We start from the raw sequence: 15,842 nt of genomic DNA, 5'->3' as shown, positions 1-15,842 counted from the left end.
GACGTTGCCGTTGAAGCCGAAGCCGTCCAGGGGCGCCGGCAGGGCGGTGAAGGCCTGCTGGATCGAAACCTCGACGCCTTCGACCTTGGCGTCCTCGGCGTTGCGGGCGGTGCGGACCAGGACGTCCTGAACCCCGGCCCCGACGTCGAGCCGCTCGATCGCCGACAGGGTGAAGATCTCGTTCTTGATGTTCTTGCGGAACACCGCCAGCGCGATCAGGCCGTCGGTCGGGTAGAACTCCACCGACAGGTCGAAGCCCTCGCTCTCGCGGGCCTTGAGGTTCGGGTTGCCGCGGGTGAGGGTCGGCGTCGCGTTGTCGCGGTTCAGCGTCTCGCCCCCGCCGATCTGGCCGAAGTCCGGCCGGCCAATGGTGTTGGTGTAGGCCGCGCGGACGATGAAGCGGTCGGCGGGCTTCCACTGCAGGTGAACGCTGGGCAGCCAGTCCCCGTAGGAGCCCTCGTTGCTGACCGGCGTCAGCACGCCGCCGGTCGAGCGCAGGGCCTCGGACTCCACCTCGGTCCGTTCGTAACGCAGGCCGGCCAGCAGGGTCAGGTTGCCGATCTCATAGCTCGCCTGGCCGAACCCCGCGTAGACATCTTCCTGGATCTCGTAGTCGCCGCTGGGGGGCGAGACCGAGACCGTGAAGCGGTCGCGGTTGGCGTTGAAGAAGGCCATCGCCTCCTCCGCGCCGATCCGCGGGTTCAGCCGATATCGGCCGGCGATGAGATCGGCCGGGCCGGGCACGTCGACCTGGTCGAGGGTGTAAACGAAGGCGCCGGTGGCGGTGTAGTTGATCTGGGTGTTGCGGAACTCGCGCTGGGTCGAGCGCAGGGCCGCGCCGACCTTGGCCTTGAGGCGGGCGTCGAGTCCCTCGTACGCGACGTTCGCCCGGGCCTGCCAGGTGGCTTCCTCGGTCTCGGTATTGGCGTCACGGTGCTGTTGCAGCCGGTAGTTGGCGGGGTTGCGCAGCGCGGCCGGATCGAGCGGCGTGAACACCGGGAACAGCGGGTTACGGGTATCGTAGGTGAAGGCGTAGTTGGCGCCGACGGCGTCCACCGTGCGGAACTCGACCGAATGGTTCGGCACCTCCAGCGCGGCCTGCGAATAGATCAGGTCCGCGTCCGCCGACCATTGGGGCGCGAACGCGTAGTTGAAGCCGGTTCGGGCCAGCGCGATCTCCCGCCGGGTGATCGGCTGGTTCAGCTGGATGACGCCGCGGCCGCGGGCGAAGGCGCCGCTGGTCGTGGTCTGGTTGGCGACGTTGCCGAGCGGCTCGAGGCGGTTCTCGATACGCTCCTCGTCGTCCTCCATCTTGGCGAACAGGCCGGAGGCGACCCACGAGAAGTCGTCGCTCGGGCGGTACTCGATCTTGCCGTTCACGCCGCTGCGCTGCTTGGTGTTGTTGTACCAGAACAGCCGCTGGAAGGTCGGCACCTGGATGCCGTTGCCGGTCGGCGCGCCGGTGTTCACCGGGACGCCGGCGGCGGTGTATTCGCGCACCGACGGATCCTGGCTCTCGACCTGCGGGATGTCGTAGTCGAGCTGCTCATGGCTGGCGCCGATGACGACGCCCCACTCGTCGGACGGTCCGAACCTCGTGCCCGCGGCGAAGGCGGCGCGGAAGCTGCCCTTGTCGTTCCGCACGCCGCCGCTGCGCTCGTAGTAGCCATAGGAGGCGACGGCGTTGAGGAACGGGCCGCCGGCGTCGAACGCGCTGCGGGTAGTGACGTTGATGATGCCGCCGATGGCGTTGGCGTCGTTCTCCGGCGTGACCGTCTTCACGACTTCCAGCCGGCCGGCCATCACCGAGGGGACGATGTCCAGCGGCACGGTGCGGCCGCTCTCGTCCACCGAGGCGACAATGGCCCCGTCGATGGTCGTGCGGTTGTAGGTCGAGCGCAGGCCGCGCAGGGTCGGGAAGCGGGGCTCGCCCTGGTCTTCCATGACCGAGACGCCCGGAATGCGGCGCAGGGCGGCGGCGGTGTTGTGGTCCGGCAGCTTGCCGATGTCGTCGGCGCTGATGGCGTCCACCACCTCGAAGGACTGCAGCTTCACGGCGATGGCCGCGCGCTGGGCCTCGCGCTGGCCGGTGACGACGACTTCCTCGACGTCCTGCGCCTGGGCCAGAGACGGCGCGCCGGCGGCGAGCGCCATGATGAGCGCCAGACGGCTGGCGGTGTTGATCCCTGTACGCATGGTGGTCCCCCGGTTTGCAATTCCCGGGCTGCATACGGAGGGGGCGCGACAGCGAAGCTACCGTTCCGCGTCGGTTCGATGACGCGTCGGCGGCGTGGCTTTCGGGCCGAATTCCCTTGTTGTCCGGTCCGGGGGGCGCTACCTGCGCCGGCCATGTTGCAAGGTCTCTCCGCCCAGGCCCGCGAGGCGAAAAGCTGGCCCTTCGAACAGGCGCGCCTCCTGCTCGACCGCATCCAGCGTCTCCGCCTCACCGAGGAAGAGCGACCGCGCGCCGCCGCCCTGTTCGCGGAGGGCAAGTTCGCCGAAGCGGTGCAGGCCTTCCCGGCCCTGGCCGCGAAGCCGGTGGTCTTCCAGTGCGGCTTCGGGGCCTCGGGCCTGCCGCACATGGGCACCTTCGGGGAGGCGGCGCGGCCGACCATGGTCCGCAACGCCTTCCGGGCGCTGACCGAGGACGCGATCCCGACCACCTTGATCGTCTTCTCGGACGACATGGACGGCCTGCGGAAGATCCCGGACAACGTCCCGAACCGCGAGATGCTGGAGGAAGACCGCGACAAGCCGGTCACCTCCGTGCGCGACCCATTCGGCGAGCACGAAAGCTTCGGCCACCACAACAACGCCCGTCTGCGCGCCTTCCTCGACGGTTTCGGCTTCGACTACACCTTCATGTCATCGACCGAGACCTACAAATCCGGCCGGTTCGACGAGGTGCTGCTCCGGGTGCTCGCGCGGTTCGACGACGTCCAGGCGGTCATGCTGCCAACGCTTGGCGAGGAACGCCGGGCGACCTACTCGCCGTTCCTGCCGATCAGCCCGAAGACCGGCCGCGTGCTGCAGGCGCCGACCCTTTCGCGCGACGTCGAGAAGGGGACCATCGTCTTTCCCGACGAGGATGGACACCCGACCGAGACGCCGGTCACCGGCGGCCACGTGAAACTCCAGTGGCGTCCCGATTGGGCCGCGCGCTGGGTCGCCCTCGGGGTCGACTTCGAAGCCTCGGGGAAGGACCTCGTCGACAGCGTCCGCGTCTCCGACCGTCTGGCCAAGGTGCTCGGCGGGACGCCGCCGCAGGCCTTCCACTTCGAACTCTTCATGGACGAGAACAACCAGAAGATCTCGAAGTCCAAGGGCAACGGCCTGACCATGGAGGAGTGGCTGCGCTACGGCACGCCCGAGAGCCTGGCCTATTACATGTACCAGTCGCCGAAGTCGGCGAAGCGGCTCTATTTCGACGTCATCCCAAAGGCCACCGACGAGTACCTGTCGCACCTCGACGCCCTCAACAAGGTGCGGGGCGAGGGCGGGAACGCGACGCCGATCGACAATCCAGCCTGGCACGTCCATCACGGCGCGCCGCCGGCCAAGGGCTCGCCGGTCAGCTTCAGCCTGCTGCTGAACCTCGTGTCGGCGGCCGACGCCTCCAACACCGAAATCCTCTGGGGCTTCCTGGACCGCTATCTGCCGGGCGCGACGCCGCAGAGCGAGCCCCTGCTCGACAAGCTCGCCGGCTATGCGCTGAACTACTACGAGGACTTCGTAAAGCCGGCGAAGACCTTCCGTGCTCCCGATGCGCAGGAGCGGGCGGCGATGGAGGACCTCTCGGCGCGTCTGGCCGCCCTGCCGTCCGGGGCCGACGCCGAGGCGATCCAGAACGAGGTCTTCGCGGCCGGCAAGGAGGCCGGCTTCGAGCCGCTGCGCGCCTGGTTCGGGGCGCTCTATGAAGTGCTGCTCGGCCAGCCGACGGGTCCGCGTTTCGGCTCTTTCGTGGCCATCTTCGGCGTCGAGCGCACGCGCGACCTCATCGCCCGGGCTCTAAACGGTGACCTGACCGCCTGATCCTTTTCTCCCCACCTGCGGGCGAGGGCGGAAAGGGAAGGCAGGGCGTACGGCGCCTGTGGCCTTCCCTCTCCACCACCCGCTTTCAAGCGGGCGGCCCTCCTCTCCCGTGAGACGGGAGAGGAGGAGCGACCTCAGAACTTCAGGATCCGCGCTTCCTTGACGTGCGGCAGGCCCTGGATCTTGGCCAGCAGGTCCTGGGGCGGGTCCTGGTCGACGCCAACCATGGCGATCGCGTCCTCGCCGATCGTCACCCGGCCCAGGTTGAACGTCGCGATGTTGACGTCCGCATCGGCCAGCAGGGCGCCCAGGGCGCCGATGAAGCCCGGCTTGTCGAGGTTGTTGACGTAGAGCATGCGGGGCGAGAACGGCGCATCCAGTTCCATGCCCTTGACCTCAACAATCCGCGCCGCACCGGCCATCACCGAGCCGGCGAAGCCGCGACGGCCCTTTTCGGTCTCGATGACGATCCGCATCAGGCTCTCGTAGATCGGCGAGTCGTCCTGCTTGCTCTCCGAGACCGAGATGCCGCGCTCCTTGGCCACCGCGGGCGCGGAGACCATGTTGATCTCGGCCAGCATCGGCCGCATCACGCCGGCCAAGGCGGCGGCGGTCAGCGGACGGGTGTTGAGCTTGGCGACCTCGCCCTCGTAGGCGACGTCGATGCCCTTAATGCCGTAGTCGACCATCTGGCCGGCCAGGGCGCCCAGCTTTTCCGCCAGGGCGACGAAGGGCTTCAGGCGCGGGGCTTCCTCGGCGCTGACCGAGGGGCTGTTCAGGGCGTTGGTCACCGCGCCGGTCAGCAGGTAGTCGCTCATCTGCTCGGCGACCTGCAGGGCGACGTTCTCCTGGGCCTCGTTGGTCGAGGCGCCGAGGTGCGGCGTGGCGATGAAGTTCGGGGCTCCGAACAGCGGGTTTTCCTTGGCCGGTTCCTGCACGAAGACGTCGAAGGCGGCGCCGCCCACGTGGCCCTCGTCGAGCAGCTTGCGCAGGCCGGCCTCGTCGACCAGGCCGCCGCGGGCGCAGTTGACGATCAGCACGCCCTTCTTGGCTTTCCGCAGATTCTCTTCCGAGAGGATGTTGCGGGTCTTCTCGGTCAGCGGCGTGTGAAGCGTGATGACATCGGCCCGCTTCAGCAGCTCTTCCAGTTCGACCTTCTCGACGCCCAGTTCCACCGCGCGCTCCGGCGACAGGAAGGGGTCGAAGGCGACGACGTGCATCTTCAGGCCGTTGGCGCGGTCAGCGACGATGCCGCCGATGTTGCCGGCGCCGATCAGGCCCAGGGTCTTGCCGTACAGCTCGACGCCCATGAACCGGTTCTTCTCCCACTTGCCGGCCTGGGTGGAGGCGTCGGCGGCGGGAAGCTGGCGGGCCAGGGCGAACATCATCGCGATGGCATGTTCCGCCGTCGTGATCGAATTGCCGAACGGAGTGTTCATGACCACGATCCCGGCCGCGGTGGAGGCCGGGATGTCGACGTTGTCCACGCCGATGCCGGCGCGGCCGATGACCTTCAGGTTCTTGGCGGCGGCGATGACGTCCTTGTCGGCCTTGGTGGCCGAGCGGACGGCCAGGCCGTCGTAATCGCCGATGATCTTGAGCAGTTCTTCCTTCGGCAGGCCGGTCTTCACGTCGGCGTCGACGCCGCGTTCCTTGAAGATGGCGACGGCGGCGGGCGACAGGCTGTCGGCGATGAGCACGCGGGGCATGATGCTTTCCACTTCTCTTTAGACTTGTCTCGTCAGGGGCGGGGATGCGCCGCGGGCCGATGACGAGGGACGTTTTCATGGATGGCCGGGACGAGCCCGGCCATGACGGTGTGGGGTTAGGCGGCGGCCAGTTCGGCCGCGACGGTGGCGAAGGCCCAGTCGAGCCAGGGCGTGAGGGCCTCGACGTCCGAGGTCTCGACCGTCGCGCCGCACCAGATCCGCAGGCCCGGGGGGGCGTCGCGGTAGCCGCCAACGTCGAGGGCGACGCCTTCCTTCTCCAGCACCGAGGCCAGCTTCTTGGCGAAGTCGGCCTGGGCGTCGGCGGGGAGGGCGGTGACGCGCGTGTCGACGACCTTCAGGCAGACGGAGGTGTTGGAGCGGCTGGCCGGATCCGCGGCCAGGAACTCGACCCAGCCGGTCTTGGCGACCCAGGCGTCGAGCGCGGCGAGGTTGGCGTCGGCGCGGCGCTGCATTTCCGCCAAACCGCCGATCTTGGCGCCCCACTTGAGGGCGTCGATGGCGTCCTCGACGCACAGCATGGAGGGCGTGTTGATGGTCGCGCCCTCGAAGATGTCGAGGCTGACCTTGTTGCCGCCGTCCTTGCTGGCCTTGGTCATGCGGAACAGCTTCGGCATCGGCCAGGCCGGGGTGTAGCTCTCCAGCCGCGCGACGGCGCGAGGGCCAAGGATCAGCACGCCATGCGCGCCTTCACCGCCCAGCGCCTTCTGCCAGGAGAAGGTCACAACATCGAGCTTGGCCCAGTCCAGCTTTTGGGCGAACGCCGCCGATGTGGCGTCGCAGATCACGATGCCTTCGCGATCGGCGGCGATGAAGTCGGCGTTCGGAACGCGGACGCCCGAGGTCGTGCCGTTCCAGGTGAAGACCAGGTCGGCGTCCTTGCGGACCTTCGTCAGGTCGGGGAGCTGGCCGTAGTCGGCGCTCAGGACCTCGGCCTCGATCTTCAGTTGCTTGGTGACGTCCGTCACCCAGTCCTTGCCGAAGCTTTCGAAGGCCAGCAGCTGCACCGGCTTGGGTCCCAGCATCGACCACAGGGCCATTTCCACGGCGCCGGTGTCGGAGCCGGCGACGATGCCGATCAGGAAATCGTCGGGAACCTCGAGCACCTCGCGGGTGCGGTCGATGGCTTCCTTCAGCCGCGCCTTGCCCAGCTTGGAGCGGTGCGACCGGCCGAGGACGGCGTTGGAAAGGTTTTCGGGGGTCCATCCGGGGCGCTTGGCGCACGGGCCGGAAGAAAACTCAGGGCGCGCCGGGCGCATGGCCGGCTTCGGCAGGGTCGTCATCGCGATGTCTCCTATCCTCGCAGATAGGCAGCGCCCCGTTGGGAGGGCGTGGCCCGCCGGCCAAAAGCCTGGGTTCGTGCTGCGAAGCAAGCGAAAATTTTGCGGCGCACAGGCGGCCGCGGCGTCACGTCGCGCGCAGGCCGGCCCGCTTGCGCCAGGCCAGGGCGGTGCCCAGGACCAGGGCGATGTGAATGCCCATGAAGTTGATATTGTTGACGAAAAAGTGCAGCAGGTCGTTCGGCTTCTCCCACACCAGATAGTAGGAGTGGAGCGAGAACTGCGCTGCGTAGAACAGCATCACGACGCCCAGCCACGGGCTTGCGTAGTGGACGGTAAGGATCAGCAGGCCGGTGGCCGTCAGGGCGTCGCTGGTCAGGGTCGCCAGCGGATCGAACTCCGTCGGCAACGCCATGCGCGCCAGGCGGTGAAGGATCACCAGCCCGAGGATCAGAGCGCCGCCGGCCCGCTCGCCGATCCCGCCCTTCCACATCGCGAAAAGGCAGACTGCGACGGTGAGCAGAGACAGCGCGTAATAGGTGAGTGCAGACATGAACAGTGCGCCCTTACGTCAATAAGGGCGCACCATCCGTTAAATCATCGCAACTGCGACGGGGTCAGACGACCGCGCGCAGCTCCGTTTCGGTGGTCGCGGCGCCACGCGGCTTTTCTTCCCAGTCCATGCGCGTGCGGATGCCGAGGCGAAGCTTGGCTTCGTTCAGCTCGTTGTGCACGGCGACCATGGCGGTCCGCGCTTCGCTGAGGGCCTTCATGGCGTCCATCAGCTTCACCTGGCAGTCGTCGGCGAAGACGAGCGAGGTGTTCACGTCCTTACGGGCCGCGAGCATGACGCTCATCAGGTCCGCAGCTTCGACGAGAGCGCCGTCAACGGCGGCCTCGGTAACCATCAGCTTCTTCGCGACCTTTTGGGCGACGAACACTTTTTCCATGAACCCAACCCCTTTCAGAACAACCCACGCGTTTACGGTAAATGAATGGTGAAGCTCGCTGCAAACGATTCATGAGTTGTTAACCACGTTTTCTTCGGCCCGGGGTTGTGGTGTTGCGCTCGCGCCACAGGCGAGCGCCCTAAGCGAACGTTAGGAAAGTCAGGCTAAGCCGGACTCCCGTGCGACGTTCGCGAGCGCCATGACCCAAGTCTTCGGACCGTCAGACCGGCCACAACCCCACCGCGATCTGTCGGTGGGCGCGCCCGTGGCCAGTTTCCAGGCCCGCGTCGCCAGCGTCGGCCTCATCACCACGGTGGTGGTGCTGCTGGCCGCCTGCATGACCTTCATGTTCCAGCAATGGGCGGTGGCGAAGACCCAGTCCCACCAGGTCCACCAGGCCCTGGCCGAGATCACCGTCCGCGGCATCGGGCCGTCGGTGACCGACCGCGACCTGCGCGACGTCAAGGCTCAGCTCGACGCCCTGTCCGCCAGTCCGCGCGTGGTTTCCGCCAGCCTGGTCGATGCCGATGGCCGGCCGATGGCCAGCTATCAGAACCCCGCGCCTGAAGGCGCCGGCGCGACCGAGATGATCCGCGCCGATGTGAAGGATGAGGGCCGCACGGTCGGGCGCCTGCACATGACGGTCGTCTCGCCGACCCTGACGCCCCTGCTGCCCAAGTTCATGGCGCTGACCTTCGCCCTGCTCTTCGGGGGCGTCGGCGTCGCCCTGTTCCTGGCGCGCAGCCTGGCCCGCGCGGTGATCGCGCCGGTGCAGCAGCTTTCCGAGGCGATGAACGAGGTCGCCGGCGGCGGCGATTTCAGCCCGGTCCAGGTCAAGGCCGCCGACGAGCTGTTCCAGAGCCTCAACGACAGCTTCAACCACCTGCTCGGCAAGCTGGGCGAGCGCGAACACGACCTCATCCAGGCCATGGCCGAGCTGGCCAGCGCTCGCGACGCCGCCGACGCGGCGAACGTCCTGAAGACCCACTTCCTCGCGAACATGAGCCACGAGATCCGCACGCCTCTGAATGGCGTGCTGGCCATGGCCGAAGTGATGGCCATGGGCGAACTCGCGCCCAGCCAGCGCGGCCGTCTCGAGGTGATCCGCCAGTCGGGCCAGCTCCTGCTGGCCGTGCTCAACGACGTCCTCGACCTCTCCAAGATCGAGGCCGGCAAGCTGACCCTGATGGTCGAGGACTTCGACCTCGACAGCAGCATCGCCGCCACGCGCGAGACCATGACCGTCATGGCCGCCGACAAGGGGCTGGATTTCACCCTGGACGTCGATCCGCAAGCCGCCGGCTGGTGGCGCGGCGACCCGGACCGCCTGCGCCAGATCCTCGGCAACCTCCTGTCCAACGCGGTGAAGTTCACCCCGGCCGGGTCGGTCCTGGCGCGGGTGGACGTCAGCGCGAACGGCGCCCTGCGCATCATCGTGCGCGACACCGGCATCGGCATAGCGCCGGAAAAACTGCCGAGTCTGTTCGAAAAATTCACCCAGGCCGACAATTCCGCCACCCGCCGGTTCGGCGGCACCGGCCTTGGCCTCGCGATCTGCCGCGAGCTCACCCAGATGATGGGCGGCTCCATCGATGTCGAAAGCCGTGAAGGCCGCGGATCGACCTTCACGGTCGAACTGCCCCTCGAGCGCGGCGAGGCCAGCCAACCGGCCGAGCATGTCGCCGTCGGCGACGCCGACCGCGGCGTCCGCATCCTGGCGGCCGAGGACAACCCCACCAACCGCCAGGTGCTGCAGGCGGTGATGAGCTCGCTCGGCATCGAGGTGACGATCGTCCCGGACGGCCGCGAGGCGGTCGACGCCTGGCGGATCGGCGGCTACGACCTGATCCTGATGGACATTCAGATGCCGGTGATGGACGGCGTCGCCGCCACCCGCGCTATCCGCACCGAAGAGGCCGTCCGCGGCGGGCCGCGCATCCCGATCGTCGCCCTGACCGCCAACGCCCTCACCCATCAGGTGGCCGAATATGTCGCCGCCGGCATGGACGGCCACGTCGCCAAGCCGATCGAGATCGCCAAGCTTTACGAAGCGATCAGCACGGCGATGACCGCCGCCGCCACCGGCGGCTCCAGCGCCCGCACCCACGCGGCCTGACGGACCTGAACCGAAAACAACGGCAGGCTCAGGAGCCCGTCAGGGGGGTTCTGCTTTTCTCTTGGTCATGAGGCGCCGTTCGGCGCTCTGAAGAAGACCGGAGGATTTCAGATGAAGAAGATCCTGCTTGCCCTGGCCGCCACCGCCGCCGTTGCGGCGACGGCCGCGCCCGCCGCCGCCCAGAACTGGCGTGGCGACTACGGCCGCGGCTATGCCGAGGGCCAGCGGTTCACGGGCCGCTACGACGCCCTGGAGTGGCAGCTGCGCAATGCCGCCGACGAGGGTCGCATCAACCGCGGCGAGGCCCGCGAGCTGCTCAACATGTGGCGCGTGAACCAGCCGCTCGCCTGGCGGGTGGAGACGGGCCGGGCGAGCCCGCGGGAGCATCAGCGGGTCATGACGACCATGAACCGCATCGAGCGCGCCCTCGATCGCTCGCAACGCTACAGCCGCAATGAGCGGTATGACCGGTACGACCGCTACGACGACTGGCGCCGCTAACCGCCGCGCTGCAGATTGAGGGAAGGGCCGCGCTCACCGCGCGGCCCTTTGCTCATTCAGGCCGCGCGAGAAGCCGGCCTTCGATGACCGTCACCGCCCGGCCGCGCAGCAGCACCCGCTCGCCCCTGTGCTCGCAATCGAGGTCCGCGCCGCGGCCCGGGTAGGCCTGATGGAATCGCAGCCGCGGCCGCCCGAGCTTGGCCGCGTAGAGCGGCGCCAGGATGCAGTGCCAGGAGCCGGTGGCCGCATCTTCCGGTATCCCGGAACCCGGGGCGAAGAACCGGCTGACGACCTCATAGGGACGGCCGGGATCAGCGAGGGCGACGATGTCGACATTGCCGCGCTGCCCGGTGTGCGAGGCAGCGAGAGGTTCAAGCGCCTTCAGGTCCGGGCGCGCGCCACGTACGGCCGCCTCGTCCGCCAGGACGGCGACGATGTAGGTCGAGGCCTAGACCTCCACCGGCCCGACCCCCAGAGCGGCGGCCAGCCCCGGGACCTCGGTGCGCGCCGGCGGCTGGGCCGGGAAGTCCATGGCGTAGGCCTCGCCCTCGCGGCTGACCTTCAGCGGTCCCGACAGGGTCTCGAAGGTGATCGTCTCGGCGCCCACCCCCAGTTCGGAAAACAGCATGTGCGCCGAAGCCAGAGTGGCGTGGCCGCACAACGGCGCCTCGATGGTCGGCGTGAACCATCGCAGGCCGAACCGCGCCGGATCCGCAGTGCGCAGCAGGAAGGCTGTTTCGGCCTGATTGTTCTCCGCCGCCAGCGCCTGCATCCACGCGGGGTCCCACGCGTCGCACGGCTCGACCACGCAGGCCGGATTGCCGCGGAACGGCGCGTCGGCGAAGGCGTCGATGGTCCACTGGCGCATGCGGCGAACTCCCTGTCCGTCCGAGAGATAGGCGGTTCAGCCGCGTTCGGCGATGACCTCGATCTCAGGCCACCGCGCGGTCACCGAGGCCGCGGTGCGTGCGAACCCGCCGGTGATGCGCCGCGGATTGGGCCGCAAGCGCAGGGCGAACAGGTCCTCGAGCCCGAACGGCGCCACGATCGTCAGCCGGCCGTCGGCCTCCAGCCGCACGCCGACCGCGAACAGCGGGCTGACGAACCGTTCCAGGGCCTCCGGGGTGTTTGGCAGGGGCGCATAGGCCTCGCCGAACTTGCCCTCGAACCACAGGTGCACGCGGGCCTGGTTGCGGACCTCGACCATCTCGCGGAAGGGCGGCGCGAAGGCGGCGGCCACGCGCCGGATCACGGCATCCTCGGCCTCGTAGGAGGTATCGGCGGGATCGAAGTAGCCGAGGTCGTAGTCCTTGATGCCGTAGTCGGCGGCCCGGCCCGTCAGGTGGTTGAGCACGGGCTGATAGATCGCGCCCGAGAACACCAGCCAGTCCGGCAGGTCGAGGTCGCGAGCCGTCGTCAGCACATGCATCAGGTTCGGCGTCGCCCGGACAATCGCGTCGAGCCGCGCCTCCAGGCTCACGCCCGGCCCCGCAGCGGCCAGCCGTGGTCGAGCGGGCCGTGGCCTTGCCCCAGCCCCGGCGCGCGAGCCAGCGCCTCCTGAACGTAGGCCCACGCCCGCGCGACGGCCTCGGCCAGGGGCAAGCCTTGCGACAGCCCCGCCGCGCAGGCTGAGGCGAGGGTGCAGCCGGTGCCGTGGGTATGACGGGTCTCGATCCGCTCGGCCTCGAAGGCCGTCTCGCCGCCGGGGGTGAGCAGCAGGTCCAGCACCCGCTCGCCCGGCACGTGACCGCCCTTCATCAGCACCGCCTTGGCCCCCATCGCCAGCAGGGCCTCGCCCGCCCGCCGCTGATCGTCCGGCGAAGCGACGGTCAGGCCGGTCAGCGCCTCGGCCTCCGGTGCATTCGGAGTGAGGAGCGCGGCGCGCGGGACCATCAGCCTGGCCACCGCCTGAACGGCCTCCGCGGCGAGCAGGGCGGAGCCGCCCTTGGCGATCATCACAGGGTCGACGACCGCAGGCGCATCGGCCGCCCGGTCGAGGATCGCCGCCACCGTCTCGACGGCGCCGACGTCGCCCAGCATGCCGGTCTTCAGGGCGTCGGCGCCGATGTCGTCCAGCACGGCGTCGGCCTGGGCGGCGACGATGTCGAGGGGGATCGGATGGACGCCGGTGACGCCCAGGGTGTTCTGCACCGTCACCGCCGTGATCGCGGTCGCGGCGTAGGCCCCCAGCGCCGTCACCGCCTTGATGTCGGCCTGGATGCCGGCGCCGCCGCCGCTGTCGGACCCGGCGATGATCAGGACTCGGCCCAACGTTGGGGGAGGTTGCATGGCGGGCGGCTTAGCGCGCGGCCTCTATCGCCGTCCAGACCCGCAGAGCCTGCACGGTCTCGCGAACGTCGTGGACCCGCACCGCTGCGACGCCGGCCGCAGCGCCGGCCAGGGCGGCGGCGATTGAGCCGCCGAGGCGCTGGTCGGCCGGCGCGCCGCCGTCCACGGCGCCGATGAAACTCTTGCGGCTGACGCCCAGCACAACCGGAAAACCCAGGGCGACAATCCGGTTCAGGCCGGCCAGCAGCGGCAGGTTGTGGCGGATCATGTGCTTGCCGAAGCCGATGCCGGGATCCAGCCAGATCTTGTCGCGACGTACGCCGGCCGCCATCGCGGCTTGGGCCCGTTCGGCCAGGAACTCGGCGACCTCGGCGACAACGTCGTCGTAGCGCGGCTCGGCCTGCATCGACTGCGGTTCGCCCTGCATGTGCATCAGCACGACCTCGCAGCCGAGCTCTGCGGCGGTCGCCAGGCTGTCAGCGGCGAAGCGCAGGGCGGTGACGTCGTTCCACATGCCCGCACCGGCGGCGATGGCGGCCCGGGCTACTGCGGGCTTCATGGTGTCGACCGAGAGCGGGACGGCGCTCTCGGCGCGCAGAGCCCGGACCAGCGGCACGACGCGGGCGATCTCCTCGGCCTCCGGGACCGGCTCGGCGCCCGGTCGGGTGGACTCGCCCCCGATATCGAGGATGTCGGCGCCGTCGGCGATCAGCCGGCGGGCGTGGGCGAGGGATGCCTCGAATCCCAGATGCCGGCCGCCGTCGGAGAAGCTGTCCGGCGTGACGTTGGCCACGCCCATGACACGAAGCTGCACCATAAGTTGAGGCCGACTCTAGTGTGGCGGGCGTATGAGCCGGTATAGGCTCGACCCTGCGATCAATAGCAGGCGAGAGCGGGGGATCGCGATGTTCAACTTGCTACGGCTATGGCGCCGCCGGCGCCGGCTGGCGCGTGAAGCCGTCGAAGAGGCGCAGTTCCTGCGCGCCCGTCACGGCGCCCAGGCCCTGCGCGCTGCGGAGGTCAAGCTGCGCCGCCCGGACCTCACCGCCTGGGGCCGGCGGGTGCTGAACGAAGCCATCCGCCGGATGCGCCAGGGGCGGGTGTAGCCGTCCTCTTCCCCGAAATCGGGCGAGGATATTTACGCCGGCTCCGCGCCCGGGCGTGGCGAGATCGGCACGGCGACGGCGGGGCCGCTCGGGCGCTTGGCCTCGGCTTCCTCGCGGACCGGCGGCACGCCCTTCAGGGCGTTGACGATCTCGTCGCCGGACAGGGTCTCGTACTCGAGCAGCGCCTTGGCCAGAGTGTGGAGGTCTTCCATCTTCTCGGTCAGGATCCGACGGGCCTCGTCCTCGCCAGCCTTGACCAGGGTCTTCACTTCCTTGTCGATCAGGTTGGCGGTCTCTTCCGAGACGTTCTGGTTGCGGGCCACGGAGTGGCCGAGGAAGACCTCTTCCTGGTTCTCGCCGTACTCGACGGCGCCGAGCAGATCCGAGAAGCCCCACTTGGTGACCATCGCCCGGGCGAGCTTGGTCGCCTGGCTGATGTCGGACGAGGCGCCCGAGGTGACCTTGTCCTTGCCGAAGATCAGCTCCTCGGCGACGCGGCCGCCGAACAGGATCGCCAGCCGCGAGGTCATCTGCTCATAGGACATCGAGAACCGGTCGCGCTCCGGCAGCTGCATGACCATGCCCAGCGCGCGGCCGCGCGGGATGATCGTCGCCTTGTGGACCGGATCGGTGGCCGGGACGCTGAGCGCCACCAGGGCATGGCCGCCCTCGTGATAGGCGGTCAGCTTCTTCTCCTCGTCGGTCATGACCATCGAGCGGCGCTCGGCGCCCATCATGACCTTGTCCTTGGCGTCCTCGAAGTCGCGCATGGTGACCATGCGGCGGTTCTTGCGCGCCGCCATCAGCGCCGCCTCGTTGACGAGGTTCGACAGGTCCGCGCCGGAGAACCCGGGCGTGCCGCGGGCGATGGTCTTGACCTCGACGTCGGCGGCCAGCGGCACGTTCTTCATGTGCACGCGCAGGATGCGTTCGCGGCCGGTAATGTCCGGGTTCGGCACCACCACCTGGCGGTCGAAGCGGCCCGGACGCAGCAGCGCGGGGTCGAGGACGTCCGGACGGTTGGTGGCGGCGATCAGGATGATGCCTTCGTTGGCCTCGAAGCCGTCCATCTCGACCAGCAGCTGGTTGAGGGTCTGCTCACGCTCGTCGTTGCCGCCCCCGAGGCCCGCGCCGCGATGGCGACCCACGGCGTCGATTTCGTCGATGAAGATGATGCAGGGGGCGTTCTTCTTCGCCTGCTCGAACATGTCGCGCACGCGGCTGGCGCCGACGCCGACGAACATCTCGACGAAGTCGGAACCCGAGATGGTGAAGAACGGCACCCCGGCCTCGCCGGCGACGGCGCGGGCGATCAGGGTCTTACCCGTACCGGGCGGGCCGACCAGCAGCGCCCCCTTCGGGATCTTGCCGCCCAGGCGCTGGAAGCGCTGCGGGTCCTTCAGGAAGTCGACGATTTCGCTCAGCTCTTCCTTGGCCTCGTCGACGCCGGCGACGTCGTCGAAGGTGACGCGGTTCTTGTTCTCGGTCAGCAGCCGGGCCTTGGACTTGCCGAAGCCCATGGCCCCGCGCGCGCCGCCCTGCATCTGCCGCATGAAGAAGATCCAGACGCCGATCAGCAGCAGGATCGGCAGCGAGTTCAGGATGAATCCGAGCAGGGTGAAGCCGCCGGCCGGCTTTACCGAGATGTCCGCGCCTTGGGCCTCGAGCCGCTTGACCAGGTCGTCCTGATTGGCCGGGGTGACGGCGGTGTAGACCTTGTCGGCCTGGTCGCGCACTTCGACGGCGGCGCCGCGGATCACGGCCTGCTTCACCTCGCCGGAATTCACCTTCGACAGCAGCTGCGAATAGGTGATCTCGCCCTGCGCCGCGGCGCGGCCGCC

At 68.9% G+C, this 15,842-nt stretch carries 13 protein-coding genes and 1 pseudogene; 4 read left to right on the top strand and 10 right to left on the bottom strand.

Features of this window, described 5'->3' with window-relative positions:
* On the bottom strand, nucleotides 1–2,196 hold a 2,196-nt coding region (locus ACILRF_RS08625; protein ID WP_395671896.1), incomplete at its 3' end, for a TonB-dependent receptor.
* Nucleotides 2,197–2,349: 153 nt separating this feature from the next.
* Here ACILRF_RS08625 and ACILRF_RS08620 point away from each other — a divergent pair.
* Complete coding sequence (locus ACILRF_RS08620; protein WP_395671894.1) at nucleotides 2,350–4,032, top strand: lysine--tRNA ligase; 1,683 nt, start codon at nucleotides 2,350–2,352, stop codon at nucleotides 4,030–4,032.
* Nucleotides 4,033–4,166: 134 nt separating this feature from the next.
* Here ACILRF_RS08620 and serA read toward each other — a convergent pair whose 3' ends face one another.
* The 4 genes from serA to ACILRF_RS08600 all read right to left on the bottom strand — a co-directional run bounded on the left by serA (nucleotide 4,167) and on the right by ACILRF_RS08600 (nucleotide 7,989).
* On the bottom strand, nucleotides 4,167–5,741 hold the full coding sequence (gene serA / locus ACILRF_RS08615) for a phosphoglycerate dehydrogenase (RefSeq protein ID WP_395671892.1): 1,575 nt from the start codon (nucleotides 5,739–5,741) through the stop codon (nucleotides 4,167–4,169).
* Nucleotides 5,742–5,857: 116 nt separating this feature from the next.
* Complete coding sequence (locus ACILRF_RS08610) at nucleotides 5,858–7,042, bottom strand: phosphoserine transaminase (RefSeq protein WP_395671890.1); 1,185 nt, start codon at nucleotides 7,040–7,042, stop codon at nucleotides 5,858–5,860.
* A 124-nt stretch (nucleotides 7,043–7,166) separates the two neighbouring features.
* The gene (locus ACILRF_RS08605) at nucleotides 7,167–7,592 is read right to left on the bottom strand and encodes a hypothetical protein (protein WP_395671888.1); all 426 of its coding nucleotides are present in this window, start codon (nucleotides 7,590–7,592) and stop codon (nucleotides 7,167–7,169) included.
* A gap of 64 nt (nucleotides 7,593–7,656) precedes the next feature.
* Complete coding sequence (locus tag ACILRF_RS08600) at nucleotides 7,657–7,989, bottom strand: hypothetical protein (protein ID WP_395671886.1); 333 nt, start codon at nucleotides 7,987–7,989, stop codon at nucleotides 7,657–7,659.
* 199 nt (nucleotides 7,990–8,188) lie between these two features.
* Here ACILRF_RS08600 and ACILRF_RS08595 point away from each other — a divergent pair, with 199 nt between their 5' ends.
* Together ACILRF_RS08595 and ACILRF_RS08590 are read left to right on the top strand one after the other, a co-directional pair.
* The gene (locus ACILRF_RS08595) at nucleotides 8,189–10,105 is read left to right on the top strand and encodes an ATP-binding protein (RefSeq protein ID WP_395671884.1); all 1,917 of its coding nucleotides are present in this window, start codon (nucleotides 8,189–8,191) and stop codon (nucleotides 10,103–10,105) included.
* A gap of 111 nt (nucleotides 10,106–10,216) precedes the next feature.
* A complete protein-coding gene (locus ACILRF_RS08590; protein WP_395671882.1) occupies nucleotides 10,217–10,606 on the top strand; it encodes a hypothetical protein in 390 nt (129 codons plus the stop codon).
* 52 nt (nucleotides 10,607–10,658) lie between these two features.
* Here ACILRF_RS08590 and ACILRF_RS08585 read toward each other — a convergent pair.
* From ACILRF_RS08585 to folP, 4 genes and pseudogenes are all read right to left on the bottom strand, one after another.
* A pseudogene (locus tag ACILRF_RS08585) lies at nucleotides 10,659–11,474 on the bottom strand (PhzF family phenazine biosynthesis protein).
* A gap of 36 nt (nucleotides 11,475–11,510) precedes the next feature.
* Nucleotides 11,511–12,035: a nucleotidyltransferase family protein gene (locus tag ACILRF_RS08580; RefSeq protein WP_395671898.1), complete on the bottom strand. Its 525-nt coding sequence runs from the start codon at nucleotides 12,033–12,035 to the stop codon at nucleotides 11,511–11,513.
* A gap of 47 nt (nucleotides 12,036–12,082) precedes the next feature.
* Entirely contained in the window at nucleotides 12,083–12,895 is an 813-nt protein-coding gene (gene thiD, locus ACILRF_RS08575) for a bifunctional hydroxymethylpyrimidine kinase/phosphomethylpyrimidine kinase (RefSeq protein WP_395671880.1), read from the bottom strand.
* Between the two features lie 10 nt (nucleotides 12,896–12,905).
* Nucleotides 12,906–13,712, bottom strand: coding sequence for a dihydropteroate synthase (gene folP / locus ACILRF_RS08570; protein WP_395671878.1), 807 nt, complete (start codon nucleotides 13,710–13,712; stop codon nucleotides 12,906–12,908).
* Nucleotides 13,713–13,800: 88 nt separating this feature from the next.
* On the opposite strand from folP, the gene ACILRF_RS08565 reads away from it, so the two are divergent.
* A complete protein-coding gene (locus tag ACILRF_RS08565) occupies nucleotides 13,801–14,001 on the top strand; it encodes a hypothetical protein (RefSeq protein ID WP_395671876.1) in 201 nt (66 codons plus the stop codon).
* Nucleotides 14,002–14,033: 32 nt separating this feature from the next.
* Here the strand turns inward: ACILRF_RS08565 and ftsH are convergent.
* The coding region (ftsH, locus tag ACILRF_RS08560) for an ATP-dependent zinc metalloprotease FtsH (protein WP_395671874.1) at nucleotides 14,034–15,842 on the bottom strand (1,809 nt) is incomplete at its 5' end.

Source organism: Phenylobacterium sp., assembly GCF_044236515.1.
Taxonomy (GTDB): domain Bacteria; phylum Pseudomonadota; class Alphaproteobacteria; order Caulobacterales; family Caulobacteraceae; genus Phenylobacterium.
This window is presented reverse-complemented; position numbering and strand designations above follow the sequence as displayed.

Coding starts and splice junctions, on each gene's coding strand:
- folP (WP_395671878.1), bottom strand. CDS start 13,712: ATGGTGCAGCTTCGTGTCATGGGCGTGGCCAACGTCACGCCGGACAGC.
- ACILRF_RS08610 (WP_395671890.1), bottom strand. CDS start 7,042: ATGACGACCCTGCCGAAGCCGGCCATGCGCCCGGCGCGCCCTGAGTTT.
- ACILRF_RS08595 (WP_395671884.1), top strand. CDS start 8,189: ATGACCCAAGTCTTCGGACCGTCAGACCGGCCACAACCCCACCGCGAT.
- ACILRF_RS08590 (WP_395671882.1), top strand. CDS start 10,217: ATGAAGAAGATCCTGCTTGCCCTGGCCGCCACCGCCGCCGTTGCGGCG.
- ACILRF_RS08600 (WP_395671886.1), bottom strand. CDS start 7,989: ATGGAAAAAGTGTTCGTCGCCCAAAAGGTCGCGAAGAAGCTGATGGTT.
- ACILRF_RS08605 (WP_395671888.1), bottom strand. CDS start 7,592: ATGTCTGCACTCACCTATTACGCGCTGTCTCTGCTCACCGTCGCAGTC.
- ACILRF_RS08580 (WP_395671898.1), bottom strand. CDS start 12,035: ATGCATGTGCTGACGACGGCTCGCGACCTCGACCTGCCGGACTGGCTG.
- ACILRF_RS08620 (WP_395671894.1), top strand. CDS start 2,350: ATGTTGCAAGGTCTCTCCGCCCAGGCCCGCGAGGCGAAAAGCTGGCCC.
- thiD (WP_395671880.1), bottom strand. CDS start 12,895: ATGCAACCTCCCCCAACGTTGGGCCGAGTCCTGATCATCGCCGGGTCC.
- ACILRF_RS08565 (WP_395671876.1), top strand. CDS start 13,801: ATGTTCAACTTGCTACGGCTATGGCGCCGCCGGCGCCGGCTGGCGCGT.
- serA (WP_395671892.1), bottom strand. CDS start 5,741: ATGCCCCGCGTGCTCATCGCCGACAGCCTGTCGCCCGCCGCCGTCGCC.